Raw genomic sequence first — 20545 nt, forward strand, 5'->3', positions numbered from 1 at the left:
CGGTGTTTTCACCGGCTTGCTTCTTCCTGGCTGGGCGACTGGTTCTCGTTAGAGGAGTCGTTGTTCCCGGTCAGTGGAGGCGCATTATAGGGAGTTCTCAGAACGCCGCAACCCCTAATTTCAATATTTTTTCCGACCGTTGAATGTTTAACCAAAACAGCCTTAAACAGGCAGTTTTTTCAACGATTTAAAGCCATATCCCTGCAGAACGGGCAATAAAGCATCAGTGTCTTCATTTAACGCCATGCAATACGCCAAATTGTCTTCCTGAGTCGACACAAGATTTTCCTGCGTTGAAATCAGCCAGGCGGTACGACGGGCAATCGCCGCGCCGGAATCGATCAGCCGGGTTCCCTCAGGCAACACCTGCATTAACTCTTCTGCTAATAGAGGGAAGTGGGTACAACCGAGTACGACAGTATCCGGCGGTTCGCGCATGCTCAGCCATGGCTGCAGGATTTTCTTCAGCGTCGCCAGCGGTACGACGTCACCGTGCAACTTGGCTTCTGCCAGTTCCACCAGCTCTGAAGAGCCCAATAGTTCGATCTTGCAATCGGTAGCGAAGCGGGCAATCAACTCATGGGTATAGGTGCGCTGTACGGTACCACGGGTAGCCAACAGGCCGACGACGCCATTGGCGGTCAGACGGGCAGCAGGTTTGATGGCAGGCACCACGCCGACGACCGGGAAGGTAAAGCGTTCGCGCAAAGCCGGCAGGGATACGGTACTGGCGGTGTTACAAGCGATGATGACTATCGCCAGAGGATGGCGCTGTTGCACCGCGCTGACAATCTCCAGCACGCGCTCAACAATAAACTCTTCGGATTTCTCGCCGTAGGGAAACGCCACATTATCGAAGGCGTATATATAGTGGAGGTCCGGCAGCAGTTGCCGAACCTCTTGATACACCGATAACCCGCCGACGCCGGAGTCAAATACCAGTACCGTCGGACGGGCCTTCGCGGTGGTGTTAGAAGGTATAGCTTCCAGTGAGGTAGTATTCTCTTCCTGGAGTAGCGTAGCCATAAGCCGTCTCATAATCTTTATCAAACAGGTTGGCGATTCTACCACGAACTGTCAGATGAGATGTGACCGGATACGAAACTGCGAGATCCCACAGGCTGACGCCGCCGAGTTTGACGCTTTGCTCGGGGTAGGTGCTGTAGTCTTTGTCATAGCGCTCCCCCAGGTATTGATAGGTGACCGCCCAGTCAAAATCATAGACCTGCCAGTCCAGCTCATACTTCACTTGCTGTTTGGCGCGACGCAGCAGCACTTCGTTGGTTTTGGCATTGCGTGGGTCGACATAGTCGTAGCCGATGTGGTGGGTTAATGGCCCGGTATCAAACGAGGCCGTGGCTTCTATACCTTTAATAGTAGCCTTGCCGATATTGTAATAAACGTAATTGGTCTCCCCAGTGGAATCAATCAGGTTATCAATATCGTTACGGTAGCCGGAAACGCGCCAGGTCACTGGACCTGTCAAACCTTCAAAACCGCCTTCCCACTGTTTACTTTCTTCCGGCTTCAAATCGGTATTATTACCAAAGTTGCCATACAGCTGGCCCATATTTGGGGCTTTAAACGCCGTGCCATAGGAAGCAATAAAGCGATACCCTTCGACAAACTCCCAGCCCGCGCTGGTTTGCCAGGTGCCATGCCAGCCGAATTCAGAATGATCGTCACCACGCACCGCCCCTTCCAGGGTTACTGGGCCAACCAACTGCTGTGCGGTCAGATAGATACCGGCGTTACGCTGACTTTTCTCACCGTTGACCGTAGTGGAGTTCGGCTTGATCTCCTGGTGTTGCCAATCAACCCCTGAGCTGACCGTCCCCTGGCCCAACTGCAGGGTATTCCCCCACTGCAGGTTGTATTGCTCTGAATCCACCAAACTTGCCGAACTGTCATGCATACCCAGTCGAGGATCGTAATCATAATCCTTGCTATGGCTATAGCTACCAATCAGTTGTGTCGCGTAGATACCTTCTTTATAACGCAGGCCGGTATCCCAGGTCTGGCTGTACAGCTTGCGAGTATCTACCAGTGGGCTGGTCGGGGAGGAATAATAAGCATCGTAAGCCGTACGGTTGTCATAACCATAACCACGCACAAAGCCGCTAATGGCCTCATTGAACTGATGGTCAACGGCGCCGTACAGCGCTTTACTCATGTAGCCATCGCGATCCTGCTGGCTCTGCATACCGGTACTGCCGTAAGCCACTACATCATAGCCTTTGGTATAGGTATAGTTACCGGCGAGCGTCGCCACCGTGCTGTCGCCCAACTGTTGCTGAGTGGAGGCGTCATAGGCCTGATAGCCGTTTGAACCCACACCGGCAGAAAGCGTAGTGCCGTTCTTTTCACGGGTGGTAATAATGTTCACCACGCCACCGATGGCATCGGAACCATAGACAGCCGAACGCGGTCCGCGAATATATTCGACTTTCTGCACCAGCGAAATCGGGATCTGGCTAAGGTCAGAAGAACCACTGATGCCGGCCTGGTTAAGGCGAATACCGTCGATCAACACCAGGACATGGCTGGAGTTGGTACCGCGGATAAACAGCGAGCTTTTTTGTCCCAGGCCACCATTCTGCCCGACATCTACCCCCGGCAGGCGGCGCATCACGTCGGTCAGGCTTTTTGCCTGCCAGCGGTCGATATCATTGCGGGTGACGACAGAGGTGGGTGCCAGTACGGAAGAAACCGGCTGTGGAAAGCGGTTGGCGGAAACCACCAGATCATCGCTGTTATTGGCTGTGGTGTTGTCTTGCGCCCATCCAGAAAAAGCCGTGATGGAAGAAACCACCGCCAGCAGTGTATTTTTTGTAATTGTCATGAAAAAGCATCCAAACTTAATTGGTGGATGCCGCAGGATCATGGCCGGTATTTCGCGACGGCCACGGACATTGCGACGTAACACCGGCAGGTCTTCGGGCTTGGGAGTTGCGGGCAGCCTGTGAGCTACCTGCACCGGGCGATGACTTCCCATCCTGCAATGGACAGTGTCTGCGTAAAACGCTATCGCCGTGACTTCCCCTTACCGCTGCGCGTCAGCTCCGGATTCAAACCGGATTCCCTTTTCACTCGCTGCTTGAGGCCGGATGACAATGCTACGATCAATGTAAATAGATGTCTAGACTGCTACCAATGTTACAAATAATAAACACGACAAAACTGGACTTCACGGGCTGATTCCCTACAATCCCCGCTGATCAAATTTGCCTGACGAGAAGAAACATGACGCCCGAGAATTTGCCTATTGAACGTTACGATGACCAACTGGCGGAGAAAACTGCCCGGCTGAAGACGCTGATGTCACCGTTCACGGCACCCGAGCCGGAAGTGTTCCGCTCGCCTGTCAGCCACTACCGCATGCGCGCCGAATTCCGCATCTGGCATGATGAAGACGAGATGTACCACATCATGTTTGATCAACAGACCAAGCAGCGCATCCGTGTCGATCAGTTCCCCGCCGCCAGCGAATTGATTAACCGTCTGATGAGTGCACTGATCGCCGCCATCAAGCCAGAGCCTGTTCTACGCCGCAAACTGTTCCAGATTGACTACCTGTCGACCCGCAGCGGCAAAATCATCGCCTCACTGCTGTATCACCGCAAGCTGGACGACGCCTGGCAGCAGCAGGCAGAAAAGCTGCGTGATGATCTGCGCGCACAGGGCTTTGACCTGCAGCTGATTGGCCGTGCGTCGAAAATGAAAATCATGTTGGATCAGGATTACGTCGACGAAGTGCTGCCGGTCGCCGGCCGCGACATGATCTACCGTCAGGTGGAAAACAGCTTCACCCAGCCGAATGCGGCGCTGAACATACAGATGCTGGAATGGGCGCTGGACGCGACAGCCGGTTCCAAAGGCGATCTGCTGGAGCTGTATTGCGGCAACGGTAACTTCTCGTTGGCACTGGCACGTAACTTCGAGCGGGTACTGGCGACCGAAATCGCCAAACCTTCGGTCGCGGCGGCGCAATACAACATTGCCGCCAACCATATCGATAACGTGCAGATTATCCGCATGGCAGCGGAAGACTTTACTCAGGCGATGAACGGAGTCCGCGAGTTTAATCGGTTGAAAGGTATCGACTTGAGCAGTTATAACTGCGAAACCATCTTTGTCGATCCGCCACGCAGTGGGCTGGATGATGAAACGGTGAAAATGGTGCAGGCCTACCCGCGTATTTTGTATATCTCATGCAACCCGGAAACGCTGTGCGCCAATCTGGAAACCTTGCAGGAAACCCATCGGGTCAGCCGCCTGGCGCTGTTTGACCAGTTCCCGTACACCCATCATATGGAATGCGGCGTACTGTTGGAAAAACGCGTTTAATCTGACAGGGGCGCCATTATTGCTGCGCCCCTGCTTTACGCCCATCAGGCCGGCGTATTCTCATCCAGCGCCTTGCGCGCCTTCAGCTTGATACCAATCCAGAACACCAACGCCACGGAAATGATCGCCGGCAGGAAGTTAGAGCCAATCTGCGGGTATTCGGCCCGGACGATCGCACTGTACAACAACACCCCCAGCAGGAAACTCGCGGCGGCCAGTTTGGGCATGCCGTCCGGCATCGCACGGTGCAAATAACGCTGGTGCAGACAGTAAACCGCCAACACCAAAGTCAGGATAGGGAAAATCGAAAACGGCACCACCGAGCTGAACAGCGCGGCGAACGAACCGTTGATCGACAGGCCGGCAATCAACGCCAGCAGTAAGGTGCCATTCTCACGGCTTGGTTTTTCCATCGCTTTCTACCTTTTATACGTGGGATACAGAAGCTTTTTCTTGTTGGCGGCGATACCAATAATAAGCACCCTTGGAAATCATCCGCAGTTGCAGCACTAAACGTTCCTCAAGCCGACGCCGCTGTTCGATATCGATGTCCAGCGCTTCAGCACCGGCACTAAACACGATGGTCACCATGGCTTCCGCCTGCGCCTCGGTGAAACTGCGCGGCATATGGTTTTCCAGCTCGAGGTAATCTGCCAGTTCGGCGATAAAATGTTGGATCTCACGCGCCACCGCCGCACGGAAGGCCGACGAGGTGCCGGAGCGTTCACGCAGCAACAGACGGAAGGCGTTGGGATTGTTACCGATAAACTCCATAAAGGTGGAGACCGAGGTGCGGATCACGCTGCCGCCCTTGGCAATACGCTGGCGTGCCTGGCGCATCAGTTGACGCAGCATCAGGCCGCTTTCATCAACCATGGTTAATCCCAGCTCATCCACGTCACGAAAGTGACGGTAAAATGACGTCGGTGCGATGCCCGCTTCACGCGAGACTTCACGCAGGCTCAGGCTGGCAAAGCTGCGTTCGGCGCTTAGCTGGCTGAAGGCCGCCTCAATGAGGGAACGACGAGTCCGTTCTTTTTGTTGTGCTCTGACGCCCATATGCATATCCAGATAAGATCCATTTTGTCAGTCTAACGCCGTAGACCCGGCAATATAGCAAATTTTATTGCAACAGCATTTATACAAACGCGTCCTGTCACAGTTTCCGCCTGCACCATTTGTGCTTTGCCTCAAAAAGCCTAATGGTGATTGGGCACTCAGCGCTATGATGTTAAGATACCGTTGTAATTTTGTATAAGACAGGTCTCTCCCCTATGCAACAGCACTATCAATTTGATGCCATAGTTATTGGCTCGGGCCCTGGTGGTGAAGGTGCCGCTATGGGGTTGGTGAAACAGGGCGCCCGCGTGGCCGTTATCGAACGGTACAATAACGTAGGCGGCGGATGTACCCACTGGGGTACCATCCCGTCCAAAGCCCTCCGCCACGCCGTTAGCCGCATTATCGAATTCAACCAGAACCCGCTTTATAACAATTCACGCACGCTCAGCGCGACATTCCCTGATATTTTACGCCACGCCGATAACGTGATTAACCAGCAAACCCGGATGCGCCAGGGATTCTATGAGCGTAACCAATGCAAGCTGTTCGCCGGCGATGCGCGCTTTATTGACGCCAACACCGTCAGCGTCAGTTATATGGACGGCACCCAGGACACCATCCGCGCCGATCATATCGTCATCGCCTGCGGCTCACGCCCTTACAACCCGTCGAGCGTCGACTTTAACCATCCGCGCATTTATAACAGCGATTCCATTCTCGAATTAAACCACGAGCCGCGCCACGTAATCATTTACGGCGCCGGGGTCATCGGCTGTGAGTATGCGTCTATCTTCCGTGGTCTGAACGTGAAGGTCGATCTGATCAACACCCGCGACCGCCTGCTGGCGTTCCTCGATCAGGAAATGTCGGACTCGCTGTCTTACCACTTCTGGAACAACGGCGTGGTGATCCGTCACAACGAAGAGTTCGAGAAGATCGAAGGCACCGACGACGGCGTGATTGTTCACCTGAAGTCCGGCAAGAAAGTGAAAGCAGACTGCCTGCTGTATGCCAACGGCCGTACCGGTAACACCGACTCACTGGGGCTGGAGAACGTCGGTCTGGAGTCAGACAGCCGTGGCCTGCTGAAAGTGAACAGCATGTACCAGACTGCGCTGTCGCACATTTATGCCGTGGGTGACGTGATTGGTTATCCGAGCCTGGCATCTGCCGCTTACGATCAGGGCCGTATTGCCGCGCAGGCGATTGCCTCCGGTGAAGCCAGCGGACATCTGATTGAAGACATCCCGACCGGTATCTACACCATTCCGGAAATCAGCTCCGTCGGTAAAACCGAGCAGGAACTGACGGCGATGAAGGTGCCGTATGAAGTGGGCCGCGCTCAGTTCAAACATCTGGCCCGTGCGCAGATTGCCGGGATGAATGTCGGCAGCCTGAAGATCCTGTTCCATCGCGACACCCTGCAGATCCTCGGGATCCATTGCTTCGGTGAGCGTGCGGCGGAGATCATCCACATCGGTCAGGCGATCATGGAGCAGAAAGGTGAAGGCAATACTATCGAGTATTTCGTTAATACGACCTTCAACTATCCGACCATGGCCGAAGCCTACCGGGTGGCTGCGCTGAACGGCTTAAACCGCCTGTTTTAACTTGGTACCCAGGTAGTTTTGCATGTGCTCGCGGATCGCCTCGGCCAATTGCTCATAACGACTGCGCAATGGAGAGCCGGGGCGGTACACCAGCGCAATGGTGCGCTTGGGTTCGGGTTTATAACACTCGAGATAGCAAACGCCGTCACGCTCACGCTGTGGCGGTACCGCCAATGAAGGCAACAGCGTAATACCGCTGCCTGCCGCTACCATGTTACGCAGCGTTTCCAGACTGGTTGCCCGGAAATGGGTATCCTCGTCAGCCCCGGCCTGGAAGCAAAAGCCCATCGCCTGATCGCGCAAGCAGTGGCCGTCTTCCAGCATCAACAGCTTTTCCCCTGCCAAATCCGGCATTGCCACGCGGTCGCGCTGCGACCATGGGTGATCGGAGTACACCGCCAGCTTCATGGGTTCATCAAACAGCGGGACTTCAATAAAGGCTTCCGTTTCCTTCACCAGGGCCAGGATCGCGCAGTCCAGTTTGCCGCTGTCGAGTTGCGCCAGCAGCTGTTGGGTTTGCGCTTCATGCAGGTACATTTCCAGCTTGGGAAAGGTTTTGTGCAGCGTAGGAATGATCTGCGGCAGCAAATAAGGTCCGACGGTCGGGATCAGGCCGATATGCAGCGGCCCGGACATGGCTTCACCCTGCTGGCTGGCCATCTCTTTCAGAACTTTGACTTCGCGCAGCACGGTACGCGCCTGTTCCACCAGCAGCAGACCTGCCTGGGTGAATAACACCTTGCGGCTGGTACGTTCGAGCAACATCACACCCAGTTCGTCTTCCAGCTTGCGGATCTGCCCACTGAGCGTGGGTTGGCTAACATGGCATGAATCGGCGGCACGGCGGAAATGCCGGTGCTCGGCCAAGGCGACCAGGTACTCTAAATCACGAATATTCATTGTTTCCCTCCAGACCACGATAGCTCATGGCGATAGATAAGATAGCAACGAGCGATTAGATCTATCAAGCCCCGGCGGCAATAATGTGTCCCAACAAAGCGGCACAACGCTGATAGCAAAAATTTATTTTTCCTAATTAAGGGGTTAATTCATGTTTACCAGCCAAGAAGGCAAAAAAATTCCTCAGGTGACCTTCCATACTCGTCAGGGTGACCAATGGATCGATGTCACTACCCAGGATCTGTTTAAAGATAAAACCGTCATCGTATTTTCGCTGCCGGGTGCGTTCACCCCAACCTGCTCTTCCAGCCATTTACCGCGCTACAACGAGCTGTCCAGCGTATTCAAACAGCACGGCGTTGACAGCATCCTGTGCGTCTCGGTGAACGACACCTTCGTGATGAACGCCTGGAAAGCCGATCAACACGCTGAGAACATCACCTTCGTGCCGGACGGCAACGGTGAGTTCACCAAAGGCATGAACATGCTGGTCGAGAAAGCCGATCTGGGCTTTGGCCCACGGTCATGGCGTTATTCGATGCTGGTGCGTAACGGCGTAGTGGAAAAAATGTTCGTCGAACCGAACAAGCCAGGTGACCCGTTTGAAGTGTCGGATGCCGACACCATGCTGAAATACCTGGCGCCGGAATTCAAAGTGCAGGAGTCGGTTTCGCTGTTTACCAAGCCGGGTTGCCCGTTCTGCGCCAAAGCCAAACAAATGTTGCAGGAGCGCGGCATTCAGTATGAGGAAATCGTACTGGGTCAGGACGCGACAACCGTCAGCCTGCGCGCCGTCAGCGGTCGCGCCACGGTACCGCAAGTGTTCATCGGTGGCCGTCATATTGGCGGTAGCGATGACCTGGAAACTTTCCTGTCAGCCTGATTAATAAGTAATAACAAAGCCAACGTGAACTTTTGGCGGGCTCCGGCCCGCCCTTTTTTTAGCTTTCAGGAGCGGATATGAAACAGTTGAATGTTGACGTCGCGGTTATCGGCGGCGGCACCGCCGGTCTGGGTGCCTATCGCGCCGCCAAGCTTTCGACCCCCAGCGTGGTGATGATTGAGGGCGGAGCCTACGGCACCACCTGTGCACGCGTTGGCTGCATGCCATCCAAATTACTGATCGCCGCCGCCGAAGCGGTGCATCAAATCGAACGTGCGCCGGGCTTTGGCGTGTATCCCGCAGGCAAAACCACCATTAACGGTCGTGAAGTGATGGAGCGCGTCAAACATGAACGCGACCGCTTCGTCGGCTTTGTGTTGGAAGGCGTCGACCAGATCCCTGCCGGCGACAAAATTAGCGGCTACGCCCGCTTTCTCGACGACAACACCCTGCAGGTGGATGAGCATACGCGCATCGTGGCGCAGCGGATCGTTATCGCCACGGGTTCCCGTCCAAGCTGGCCGGCAGCGTGGAATGCGCTGGGTGACCGACTGATCGTCAATGACGACGTCTTCAACTGGGATGATTTACCACAGTCCGTGGCGGTGTTCGGGCCAGGTGTGATTGGTCTGGAACTGGGTCAGGCGCTGCATCGTCTCGGGGTCGAGACCAAAGTGTTTGGCGTTGGCGGCGCCGTCGGCCCCTTGACCGACAGCACGGTGCGCAATTACGCGGCCAAAGCCCTGGGCGAAGAGTTCTATCTTGATGCCGATGTGAAAGTCGAGATGATGCAGCGCGAAGGCGACAAAGTATTTATCCGCTATCAGGATTTACACGGCAAGCCGCAGGAGATCATGGTGGATTACGTACTGGCCGCTACCGGTCGCCGCCCGAACGTCGATAATCTGGGCCTGGAGAATACCGGCCTGCAACTCGATACCCGGGGCGTACCCCAGGCCGATCGTCTGACGATGCAAACCAGCTTGCCACACATCTTTATCGCCGGCGATGCCAGCAACCAACTGCCGTTGTTGCACGAAGCCAGCGATCAGGCACGTATTGCCGGGACCAATGCCGGCAGCTTCCCGGAAGTCACGCCGGGCCTGCGCCGCAGCGCGATCTCGGTAGTATTTTCCGATCCGCAGATCGCCATGGTCGGCTCCACCTTCCGCGAATTGAGCGAGAAATTCAGCGCCTGCGGCTGTTTTGAAATCGGTGAGGTGTCGTTCGAGAATCAGGGGCGCTCGCGCGTAATGTTGCGCAATAAGGGCATCCTGCACGTCTACGGCGAACAAGGCACCGGGCGTTTTCTCGGCGCAGAGATGATGGGGCCGGACGTTGAGCATATCGCCCACCTGCTGGCCTGGGCACACCAACAACAAATGACCATCAACCAGATGCTGGACATGCCGTTCTACCATCCGGTCATCGAAGAAGGCCTGCGCACCGCGCTGCGCGATCTGCAAGCCAGGCTCAAACTGGGCGAGGCCGAGGCGGAACGCTGCCAGCGCTGCCCGGGCGAGTAATCCTTCCAAAAACAAAGGGCACAGTTCTGCATATGAACTGCGCCCTTTATACTGAGTAACCTGGTTAAGCCAAGCGCTGTTTCGCTGCGGCGATCGCGCTGGCGACCTGCTGAGGAGAAACGCCGCCTTTGGCTGAGCGCTTATCCAGGCAAGATTGCAGCGCCAGAATCGGGTACACATCGTCGCCAATGATCGCACTGAACTTCTGCAAATCAGTCAACGGCAGGGCTTCCAGCGCCTTGCCCTGACGGATGGCTTCCACCACCGCTTCACCGACAATATGGTGCGCCTCACGGAACGGCACGCCTTTGGCGACCAGATAGTCCGCCAGTTCTGTCGAGTTGGCGTAACCCTGCTCCGCCGCTTCTTTACAGCGCGGACGTTTCACCTGAATACCATCCAGCACCAGGGCCGCCATCTGCAGGCAGTCCATCCAGGTATCGAGCGCGTCAAACAGCCCTTCCTTGTCTTCCTGCATGTCTTTGTTGTAAGCCAACGGCAGGCCTTTCAACGTCATCATCATGCCGGTCAATGCGCCCTGCACGCGGCCACACTTACCGCGGATCAGCTCCAGCGCATCCGGGTTTTTCTTTTGCGGCATCAGCGAGGAGCCGGAGGTCACGCGGTCAGACAGATCGACAAAGGCTGCTTCGCCGCTGTTGAAGAAGATCAGGTCTTCGGCAAAGCGCGACAAGTGCACCATGCTGATGGAGGCATTGGATAGCAACTCCAGCACGTGGTCACGGTCGGAAACGCTGTCCAGACTGTTGCGAGTGGCGGAGGCAAAACCCAGCCAACCGGCCAGTTGTTCACGATCAATCGGATAGGCGGTACCGGCCAGCGCACCGCTGCCCAACGGGCTGACGTCCAGGCGCTTCAGCGTGTCCTGCAGGCGGCTTTCGTCGCGCGCCAGCATTTCCACATAGGCCAAACACCAGTGGGCAAAGGTTACCGGCTGCGCGCGCTGCAGGTGAGTATAGCCCGGCATCACCGCGTCTTGGTTGGCTTCGGCGGTTTCCACCAGTGCCAGTTGCAGTTGCACAATCGCCTGATGCAGTTCGCCGATCTGCTGTTTGCACCACAATTTCAGATCGGTCGCGACCTGATCGTTACGGCTACGCCCGGTGTGCAGCTTTTTGCCCAGATCACCGACTTTGTCGATCAGCTTCTGCTCCACCCAGCTGTGAATATCTTCTGCATCGCTGCTGACAATCGCCTGCGGATCGGCCTGCACTTCCGCCAACAGCCCGTTCAACGCCTGCTCAAGCTGCTGCTGCTCGGTTGCCGTCAATACGTTGACGGTGACCAGCGCTTTCGACCAGGCCACGGAACCCACGATGTCCTGTTCCGCCAGGCGATAATCAAAGCGCAGAGAATCGTTTAATTGTTTGAACCGCTGATCTGCCGCCTGACTGAACCGTCCGCCCCAAAGTGCCATACCTTTACTCCTGAAATTTTATGCGAATAGGGGCGCAGCACGCTGCGCCCCTATCAAGTCACGCCGAATGATTAATAAGTTACTTGTTCTTTATCTCGTTCAGCGCGCGAATGCGTGAAGAGAGTGAGAACAGACGGATAAAACCGCCCGCGTGGCTGTGATCGTAAACTTCGTCTTCGCCGAAGGTCGCGAACTCTTCGGAATACAGGCTGTTGGCGGATTTCTTCTGAATCGCCGTCACCTGGCCTTTATACAGCTGCAGCACCACTTCACCGTTAACTTCTTCGGCCAGCGCTTCGGCAGAGGCCTGCAGTGAACGACGCAGTGGAGCAAACCAGCGGCCATCGTACACCACGTAAGACATTTCCAGACCCAGCTGCTCGCGCCATTTGAAGCTGTCGCGATCCAGTACCAGTTGCTCAACGCCACGCAGTGCCGCCACCATGATGGTCCCGCCCGGGGTTTCGTAGCAACCACGGGATTTGATGCCCACCAGACGGTTTTCCACGATGTCGATACGGCCCACGCCATGCTTGGCACCCAGCACGTTCAGGGTTTCCAGACATTTGTACGGGCTCAGTGCTTCACCGTTAACCGCCACTACGCAGCCTTTTGCTACGGTGATGGTCACTTGCTCAGGCTGATCCGGCGCTTCCTGTGGGTCAACAGTCCAAACCCAGCAGTCTTTGTTCGGTGCATTCCACGGGCTTTCCAGCACGCCACCTTCGGTAGAGATATGCCAGGCATTCTCGTCACGGCTGTAGATTTTTTCCAGCGATGCGGTGGTCGGGATGTTGCGTTCTTTCAGGTAGTCCAACAGCGCTTCACGGGAACGCAGGTCCCACTCACGCCAAGGGGCAACCACTTTCAGGTGTGGGGCCAGCGCGGTATAGGTGGTTTCGAAACGCACCTGGTCGTTACCTTTACCGGTTGCGCCGTGGCACACCGCGTCAGCGCCGACTTTCAGCGCCAGTTCAACCTGCGCTTTAGCGATAATCGGGCGCGCCATTGAGGTGCCCAGCAGGTAGCTGCCTTCATACAAGGCGCCGGTCTGCAGCACTGGGTAAACATAGTCACGGATGAATTCTTCACGCAGATCAACCACGTGACACTCAGAGGCACCGGATTGCAGGGCTTTTTGCTCCACACCTTCCAGATCGCTGCGCTCCTGGCCGATATCCGCGACGAACGCCACCACTTCGCAGCCGCCGTAGTTTTCTTTCAGCCAGGGAATGATGGCCGAAGTATCCAGACCGCCAGAGTACGCCAGAACGATTTTTTTGATGCCTTGGTTTTGCATGGTCTTTTCCTTTTTAATTCTAAATTTAAGCGAGGATCCGGGTGCCAATTGACACGCCGTTAAACAGAGCAGGAAGCTGATCGGCATGGCGCCAACTGGCGATATCTACCGGGCGACCGAGGGTACGGGCTGCATCGAGCGCCGCATTCACCTTCACCACCATACCATCAGTGATGATGCCCTGAGCAATCAGTTGTTCTGCTTTTTGCGCCGTCATTTCTGCGATGCGTTGTCCTTTCCCGTCGAGGATGCCACTGACATCCGACAGCAGGATCAAATCCGCACCCAGCGTGGCGGCCAGGGCCGTCGCCGCCTGATCGGCGTTCACATTCATTAACTGCCCATCGGCGGTAATGCCGATAGAGCTGATCACCGGCAGGTAACCGGCAGCCAGCAGGGTATTGAGCAGCAGCGGGGAGCCCGGTTGCGCATTGCCCACGTGGCCCAGCGCCGGATCCAGCGGGGTGACGGTGACGCTGCCACCGTCTGCCAGGCTCAGGCCGACCGCATTAATCTGATGCTTGATGGCCCACGCCAGCAAGGTTTTGTTGGCAGTGCCGGCCAGCGCGCCGGTGATAATGTCGATCTGATCGGCCGGCGTCACACGCAGGCCATTCTTCTTCACCACTGGCAGGGAAAGCTTTTTCATCAGCTCATCCACCACGCAACCGCCGCCGTGAACGATCACCAACGGGCGCTGATGCTGCTGACGGTAGCTGTCCAGTGCGGTAAACAGACGCTCCAGCGCCTCTTCACTGTCTAATAACACGCCACCTAATTTGATAATTAACGGGTTCATCGCTGTTTACATCCCACGCTGGTGATTTATTAAAGTAATGACTGGGTTTCCGGGAACCCAAAACGGATATTCAGGCATTGCACCGCCTGAGCGGCTGCGCCTTTCAACAGGTTGTCTTCCGCCGCCACCGCGATCAGGTGTTCGCCCTGTACGGCAAAGCCGATATCACAGAACGGCAGCCCGACGACTGACTTCAATGCTGGTACGCCCTGGTCATACAGCCGTACCAGCGGTTTGTCGTCATAGGCGGCGTGGTAAACGGCGGCCACATCCTGTGCGGTCACACCGGCTTTCAGGCGACAGGTAATGGTTTCGAGAATACCACGCGGGAAGTTACCCAAATGTGGCGTAAAGATGACCGGCACGCCCAGATGCGCGACGATTTCCGGATGGTGACGGTGGTTGAAAATACCGTACGGCTGCAGGCTCACCTCGCAAAAACTGGTGTTAACGCTGGCCTTACGGCCCGCACCGCTCACGCCGCTGGTCGCGTTGATCACCGGCCACTGATCCAGGTTCAGCAAGTCTTGATCGATCAGCGGTTTTAGCGCCAACTGCGCCGCCGTCGGATAACAACCCGGTACGGCGATCAATTGTGCCTGTTTGATTTTGTCGCTCTGCCACTCCGCCAGACCATACACCGCCTGCTCCAGCAGGTCAGCATGCTGATGTTCAAAACCGTAGTATTGGCTATAGAAGGCGGTATCTTTTACGCGGAACGCGCCAGAGAGATCGAACACCACGCAACCTGCGGCCAGAAACGCCGGCGCGATGTCGTGGCTGACCTCATGCGCCGTGGCCAGAAACACCACGTCGATGCCCACCGCGGCTTTGGCAACGTCAACCAGCGGTTGTAACGGCAGATCGACGATACCTTTTAACTGGGGGTGCAAATCGGAAAGCAATTTTCCTGCATCTGCACTTTGCGCTGAAACCGCTAAAGCGGTTATGTTCATGTGTGGGTGACGATTAAGGTACGCCGTGAGCTCTGCTCCGGCATAACCGCTGGCACCGACAATCAGCGTATTCAACATGGGGCCTTTCACCTTCTTGACTTGCGTTGGGTCGTATTCGACTCAGGTTTCCAGGCTCACCAGCGTTGTTTTGCCGTTCACCCACGAGGTCGAGCGTTGATGTTTTTATAATCATCCGGGAATCGGGTTCCCTTACGCTCCAGCTTACTGTATTTTTATTCACAATAACTGCATGAATATTGATACCAACCTAACCAAAGGCTGTCAACAGTGAAGATGAAATTACCTCCATTTATTGAGCTGTACCGGGCGTTGATCGCCACTCCGTCGATCAGCGCCACCGATGGCGCCCTCGATCAGAGTAATGAAGCATTAATCAACTTGCTGGCCGGCTGGTTCGCCGATTTGGGTTTTAGCGTCGACGTGCAACCGGTGCCGGACAGCCGTAACAAATTTAACCTGCTGGCCAGTATTGGCGAAGGCAGCGGTGGCCTGCTGTTGGCAGGTCACACCGATACCGTACCTTATGATGAAGGGCGCTGGACGCGCGATCCCTTCACCCTGACCGAACACGACAATAAGCTGTACGGTCTGGGTACTGCCGACATGAAAGGCTTCTTTGCCTTTATTCTGGATGCCGTGCGCGACATCGACGCCAGCAAGCTGACCAAGCCGTTGTACATTCTGGCAACCGCAGATGAAGAAACGACGATGGCCGGTGCACGTTATTTCGCCGCCTCGACCAGTATCCGTCCGGACTTTGCCATTATCGGTGAGCCAACCTCGCTGCAGCCGGTACGCGCGCACAAGGGTCACATGGCCAACGCCATCCGCATCGTCGGCCAATCAGGTCACTCGAGCGACCCGGCGCGTGGCGTGAACGCTATCGACCTGATGCATGAAACCATCAGCCGCCTGATGGAGCTGCGCAAAACGCTGCAAGAGCGCTTTAACAACCCGGCCTTTGCCGTGCCCTACCCGACCATGAACTTCGGTCATATCAGCGGTGGCGACGCAGCCAACCGCATTTGCGCCTGCTGCGAGTTGCATCTGGATATCCGTCCGTTGCCGGGCATGACGCTCGACAACATCAATGAACTGATGCACCAAACGCTGGAGCCGGTCAGCCAGCGCTGGCCGGGCCGCTTGAGCATTGAGGAACTGCATGCTTCGGTGCCGGGTTACGAGTGCCCGACCGATCACCAGATGGTGGCCGTGATTGAGAAACTGTTGGGCACCCGCACGCAGGTGGTCAATTACTGCACCGAAGCCCCGTTCGTCCAGCAGGTCTGTCCAACGCTGGTGTTGGGCCCCGGCTCTATCGACCAGGCACATCAGCCGGATGAATACATCGATACCGGCTTTATCGAACCGACACGCAAGCTGCTGAGTCAATTGGTCAGCCACTTCTGTCGCCAATAAACCGGATACAAGGTAGGGTTAATGATTTATCATCCTCCTACCTCTTAAGGCGTAGAAAACCAATGAAATAAGCCAGACTGATAACCGGCGTGCCGTAATTAAATTTCAGAAAATGCGCCGATTTTGATGTTTTTTTGCTAAAAATAGTGTCAATTGACCATTGGACAGGAACGTGGCGAGATGAAACAGGCGCTGTTGGCCTGACACGTGAAATTTACTTACAAGATAAAAATCATACAGAATTGGGTCAGGGGTTATATGAACGAACAATATTCGGCAATGCGAAGTAATGTCAGTATGCTCGGCAAATTGCTCGGCGATACCATCAAAGAAGCGCTGGGCGAGCATATTCTCGATCGCGTTGAAACTATCCGTAAGCTTTCCAAATCTTCACGTGCAGGTAACGAAGCGCATCGTCAGGAGCTGCTTTCCACCTTGCAAAACCTGTCCAACGACGAGTTGTTGCCGGTCGCACGCGCCTTCAGCCAGTTTCTCAATCTGACCAATACCGCTGAGCAGTACCACAGCATTTCACCTAATGGTGAAGCCGCCAGCAACCCGGAAGCGCTGGCGCAGTTGTTCACCCGGCTAAAAGACAAAAAGCTCAGCACCAAAGAACTGCAAAATGCCGTGTCGCAGCTTTCCATCGAGCTGGTGCTGACCGCGCACCCGACGGAAATCACCCGCCGCACCCTGATCCACAAGCTGGTTGAGGTCAACACCTGCCTCAGCCAACTCGACCATAACGATCTGGCCGACTACGAGCGCAACAAGATCATGCGCCGCCTGCGTCAATTAGTGGCGCAGTCGTGGCACACCGACGAGATCCGCAAAAACCGCCCGTCACCGATCGACGAAGCCAAGTGGGGCTTTGCGGTGGTGGAAAACAGCCTGTGGGAAGGGGTCCCGGCCTTCCTGCGCGAATTCAACGAACAACTGGAAAACTCCATCGATTACAGCCTGCCCGCAGAAGCGGTGCCGGTACGTTTCACCTCCTGGATGGGCGGTGACCGTGACGGCAACCCAAACGTGACGGCTGAAATTACCCGCCACGTGCTGCTGCTGAGCCGCTGGAAGGCCTGCGATCTGTTCACCCGCGATATTCAGGTGCTGGTGTCCGAGCTGTCGATGACCGAATGTACCCCGGAACTGCGCGCACGGGCCGGTGGCGACGAGGTGCAAGAACCGTACCGCGAGATCATGAAGCAACTGCGCAGCCAGTTGATGAGCTCTCAGGCTTATCTGGAAGGCCGCCTGAAAGGCGAGCGCGTCCTGAAGCCACACGACCTGCTGGTGAAAAACGATCAGCTGTGGGAACCGCTGTTCGCCTGTTATCAGTCGCTGCAGGCCTGTGGCATGAGCATCATCGCCAATGGTCAGCTGTTGGATACCCTGCGTCGCGTGCGCTGCTTTGGCGTGCCGCTGGTACGTATCGACGTGCGTCAGGAAAGCACCCGTCACACCGAAGCCATCGCCGAACTGACCCGTTATCTGGGCCTGGGTGACTACGAAAGCTGGTCGGAAGCCGACAAACAGGCATTCCTGATCCGCGAACTGAACTCCAAACGCCCGCTGGTGCCGCTGAAATGGGAACCGAGTGCCGATACCCAGGAAGTGCTGGAAACCTGCCGGGTGATCGCCGAAGCGCCGGAAGGCTCAATTGCCGCCTATGTGATATCCATGGCACGCACACCTTCTGACGTCCTGGCGGTCCATCTGCTGCTGAAAGAAGCCGGTTGCCCGTTCGCGCTGCCGGTGGCCCCGCTGTTCGAAACCCTCGACGACCTGAATAACGCCGATGACGTGATGACCCAGTTGCTGAATATTGACTGGTATCGCGGCTTTATCCAGGGCAAACAGATGGTGATGATTGGCTATTCTGACTCGGCAAAAGACGCCGGGGTGATGGCGGCCTCCTGGGCGCAGTACCGCGCGCAAGACGCACTGATCAAAACCTGTGAAAAAGCCGGAGTGGCGCTGACCCTGTTCCATGGCCGCGGCGGCTCGATTGGCCGTGGCGGTGCTCCGGCACATGCGGCACTGCTGTCGCAACCGCCGGGCAGCCTGAAAGGGGGCCTGCGTGTCACCGAACAGGGCGAGATGATCCGCTTCAAATTTGGCCTGCCGGAAGTCACCATCAGCAGCCTAGCGCTGTACACCGGTGCGATCCTGGAAGCCAACCTGTTGCCGCCGCCAGAACCGAAAAAAGAGTGGCGCGCGCTGATGGATGACCTGTCAGACACCTCATGCAAAATGTACCGTGGCTACGTGCGTGAAAATCCGGACTTCGTGCCGTATTTCCGCGCCGCAACGCCGGAACTGGAGCTGGGCAAGTTGCCGCTGGGTTCACGCCCCGCCAAACGTAAGCCAAACGGCGGTGTAGAAAGCCTGCGTGCCATTCCGTGGATCTTCGCCTGGACACAGAACCGCCTGATGTTGCCGGCCTGGCTGGGCGCCGGTGCCGGTTTGCAGGAAGCGGTGAAAGCAGGCAAACAGGATCAACTGGAAGCCATGTGCCGCGACTGGCCATTCTTCTCCACCCGTATTGCGATGCTGGAAATGGTGTTCGCCAAAGCCGACCTGTGGCTGGCGGAATACTACGATCAGCGCCTGGTCGACAAATCACTGTGGCCACTGGGCCAGCAGTTGCGCGACCAGTTGGCAAGCGACATTAAGGTGGTACTGACCATTGCCAATGACGCGCACCTGATGGAAGACCTGCCGTGGATCGCCGAATCCATCGCGCTGCGTAACGTGTATACCGATCCGCTGAACGTGCTGCAGGCCGAACTGCTGCACCGCTCACGCCAGCAGGAACACCCGGATGCCCGCGTTGAGCAGGCGCTGATGGTGACCATTGCCGGCGTTGCCGCCGGGATGCGTAACACCGGCTAGGTTGAGCGTTGTAAAAAACGGCTCCTGTTCACAGGGGCCGTTTTTTTTCCGTCGCTGATGGGTTATAAGGCACTCAGCCGTAGCCGCCGGTTGCCGTCAACTTCGGGGTAATTCTCGAACGTATGCAGATAGGCGAACAGCTGACGATGGGCGAACCACGTTCGTTGTATTGGCGGGTGAAGCAGACCATCGGGATGATGTTTTAAGTGATGAAGAACGTGCCGCCAACCGCTCGATTCTGATCTGCGTTGCTCGCGCTCGCTCATCAACACTGGTGCCAGATGTTTAACCCATCATCGGCAAATAACCCTGCCAGTCAGTTTGCACTGACCGGCATTTTCTTCAGGCCACGGCCGCCGGACGCACACCCAGCGTGTGGCAAATCGCGTAACTCATTTCGGCGCGGTTCAGGGTATAGAAGTGGAAATCCTTCACCCCTTCGCGGCTAAGGATTTTCACCATGTCCATCGCGATATTGGCGCCGACCATTTTGCGGGTTTCGGCATCGTCATCCAGCCCTTCAAACATGCTGGTCATCCAGCTCGGCACGCGCACGTTGGTCATGGTGGCGAAACGCTGCAACTGCTTGAAGTTGGACACCGGCAGAATGCCCGGTACGATCTCCACGTCGATACCCGTCGCCACGCAGCGGTCACGAAAACGCAGGTAACTTTCTACATCAAAGAAGAACTGGGTAATCGCGCGGTTGGCACCGGCATCGATTTTACGCTTCAGGTTGATCAGATCCGCCTGCGGGCTTTTGGCTTCCGGATGCACTTCAGGGTAGGCCGCCACCGAGATGTCGAAATCACCGACGTCTTTCAGCAGCGTCACCAGATCGGTGGCATACATCTCAGGCTTGCCACCGCCCGGCGGCAGGTCGCCACGCAGCGCCACGATATGACGGATACCACTGTTCCAGTAATCGGTGGCAATCTCACGTAGCTGAGCCGGGCTGGCATCGATACAGGTCAGGTGCGGTGCCGCTTCCAGGCCGGTACGCTCCTTAATCCCTTTGATGATGCTGTGGGTGCGATCGCGCTCGCCAGAGTTGGCGCCATAGGTCACAGAGACAAATTTTGGTTTCAGGCTGCTCAAACGATCAATGGACTGCCACAGGGTGTCTTCCATCTCGCTGGTGCGCGGCGGGAAGAACTCGAATGATACGTTAATCTGGCCGTTTAACTCTGCCAGACTCTGATTCAGCGCTTCCCGCTGGTTTGCGTGAAAAAAACTCATACCCTGTCCGCCTCTTATCGATCACTGTTTTGCTTTGTTTTGATAAGCGTCTATACGTTTAGACGTCTAGATAGAAAATGCCGTATGTTGGCTAAAGAGTCAACAGGAAACTGAGGGTAATAGGATGATTAATCCTCACCCGTTAAGAGA

16 protein-coding genes and 1 riboswitch are annotated in these 20545 nt (G+C 56.0%); of the genes, 6 read left to right on the top strand and 10 right to left on the bottom strand.

The genetic code is table 11. The annotated features are described in order from the left end of the window. Window positions 1–162 precede the first annotated feature (162 nt). On the bottom strand, window positions 163–1026 hold the full coding sequence (gene murI, locus BEI65_RS13965) for a glutamate racemase (protein ID WP_099063860.1): 864 nt from the start codon (window positions 1024–1026) through the stop codon (window positions 163–165). Next, window positions 971–2842, bottom strand: a complete 1872-nt coding sequence (gene btuB / locus BEI65_RS13970; protein ID WP_099063861.1) for a TonB-dependent vitamin B12 receptor BtuB — start codon at window positions 2840–2842, stop codon at window positions 971–973. The genes murI and btuB overlap by 56 nt, the downstream gene beginning before the upstream one ends. A gap of 67 nt (window positions 2843–2909) precedes the next feature. Then, window positions 2910–3123, bottom strand: a riboswitch (cobalamin riboswitch). A gap of 120 nt (window positions 3124–3243) precedes the next feature. On the opposite strand from btuB, the gene trmA reads away from it, so the two are divergent. After that, complete coding sequence (gene trmA, locus BEI65_RS13975) at window positions 3244–4347, top strand: tRNA (uridine(54)-C5)-methyltransferase TrmA (protein ID WP_099063862.1); 1104 nt, start codon at window positions 3244–3246, stop codon at window positions 4345–4347. Window positions 4348–4391: 44 nt separating this feature from the next. Here the strand turns inward: trmA and BEI65_RS13980 are convergent, their stop codons facing one another. After that, on the bottom strand, window positions 4392–4760 hold the full coding sequence (locus BEI65_RS13980; protein ID WP_099063863.1) for a YijD family membrane protein: 369 nt from the start codon (window positions 4758–4760) through the stop codon (window positions 4392–4394). A gap of 13 nt (window positions 4761–4773) precedes the next feature. After that, the gene (gene fabR, locus BEI65_RS13985; RefSeq protein ID WP_085120094.1) at window positions 4774–5406 is read right to left on the bottom strand and encodes an HTH-type transcriptional repressor FabR; all 633 of its coding nucleotides are present in this window, start codon (window positions 5404–5406) and stop codon (window positions 4774–4776) included. A gap of 215 nt (window positions 5407–5621) precedes the next feature. Between fabR and sthA the strand changes: the two genes are divergently transcribed. Then, window positions 5622–7019: a Si-specific NAD(P)(+) transhydrogenase gene (gene sthA, locus BEI65_RS13990; RefSeq protein WP_012147448.1), complete on the top strand. Its 1398-nt coding sequence runs from the start codon at window positions 5622–5624 to the stop codon at window positions 7017–7019. Here sthA and oxyR read toward each other — a convergent pair. Then, complete coding sequence (oxyR, locus tag BEI65_RS13995; RefSeq protein ID WP_099063864.1) at window positions 7002–7919, bottom strand: DNA-binding transcriptional regulator OxyR; 918 nt, start codon at window positions 7917–7919, stop codon at window positions 7002–7004. The two genes, sthA and oxyR, sit on opposite strands and share 18 nt — an antisense overlap. Window positions 7920–8070: 151 nt before the next feature. Between oxyR and BEI65_RS14000 the strand changes: the two genes are divergently transcribed. Both BEI65_RS14000 and BEI65_RS14005 read left to right on the top strand, forming a co-directional pair. Continuing rightward, window positions 8071–8802, top strand: a complete 732-nt coding sequence (locus BEI65_RS14000) for a glutathione peroxidase (RefSeq protein ID WP_085120000.1) — start codon at window positions 8071–8073, stop codon at window positions 8800–8802. 77 nt (window positions 8803–8879) lie between these two features. Then, complete coding sequence (locus tag BEI65_RS14005; protein ID WP_099063865.1) at window positions 8880–10328, top strand: dihydrolipoyl dehydrogenase; 1449 nt, start codon at window positions 8880–8882, stop codon at window positions 10326–10328. Window positions 10329–10392: 64 nt separating this feature from the next. Here BEI65_RS14005 and argH read toward each other — a convergent pair whose 3' ends face one another. The 4 genes from argH to argC all read right to left on the bottom strand — a co-directional run bounded on the left by argH (window position 10393) and on the right by argC (window position 14899). After that, window positions 10393–11766 (bottom strand): argininosuccinate lyase, encoded by a 1374-nt coding sequence (argH, locus tag BEI65_RS14010; protein ID WP_085120002.1) that lies wholly within the window; start codon window positions 11764–11766, stop codon window positions 10393–10395. A 79-nt stretch (window positions 11767–11845) separates the two neighbouring features. After that, window positions 11846–13066 (bottom strand): argininosuccinate synthase, encoded by a 1221-nt coding sequence (locus BEI65_RS14015; RefSeq protein ID WP_085120003.1) that lies wholly within the window; start codon window positions 13064–13066, stop codon window positions 11846–11848. Between the two features lie 25 nt (window positions 13067–13091). After that, window positions 13092–13865, bottom strand: coding sequence for an acetylglutamate kinase (gene argB, locus BEI65_RS14020; RefSeq protein ID WP_099063866.1), 774 nt, complete (start codon window positions 13863–13865; stop codon window positions 13092–13094). A 29-nt stretch (window positions 13866–13894) separates the two neighbouring features. Continuing rightward, window positions 13895–14899: an N-acetyl-gamma-glutamyl-phosphate reductase gene (argC, locus tag BEI65_RS14025; RefSeq protein ID WP_099063867.1), complete on the bottom strand. Its 1005-nt coding sequence runs from the start codon at window positions 14897–14899 to the stop codon at window positions 13895–13897. Between the two features lie 216 nt (window positions 14900–15115). Here argC and argE point away from each other — a divergent pair, with 216 nt between their 5' ends. Beyond that, window positions 15116–16261: an acetylornithine deacetylase gene (gene argE / locus BEI65_RS14030; protein ID WP_198404447.1), complete on the top strand. Its 1146-nt coding sequence runs from the start codon at window positions 15116–15118 to the stop codon at window positions 16259–16261. Window positions 16262–16519: 258 nt separating this feature from the next. Then, window positions 16520–19156: a phosphoenolpyruvate carboxylase gene (ppc, locus tag BEI65_RS14035; RefSeq protein WP_099063869.1), complete on the top strand. Its 2637-nt coding sequence runs from the start codon at window positions 16520–16522 to the stop codon at window positions 19154–19156. Between the two features lie 342 nt (window positions 19157–19498). Here the strand turns inward: ppc and metF are convergent, their stop codons facing one another. After that, window positions 19499–20395: a methylenetetrahydrofolate reductase gene (gene metF, locus BEI65_RS14045; protein ID WP_099063870.1), complete on the bottom strand. Its 897-nt coding sequence runs from the start codon at window positions 20393–20395 to the stop codon at window positions 19499–19501. Window positions 20396–20545: the final 150 nt, after the last annotated feature.

The sequence above is a fragment of the Serratia sp. BW106 genome (assembly GCF_002607755.1).
GTDB lineage: Bacteria > Pseudomonadota > Gammaproteobacteria > Enterobacterales > Enterobacteriaceae > Serratia > Serratia proteamaculans.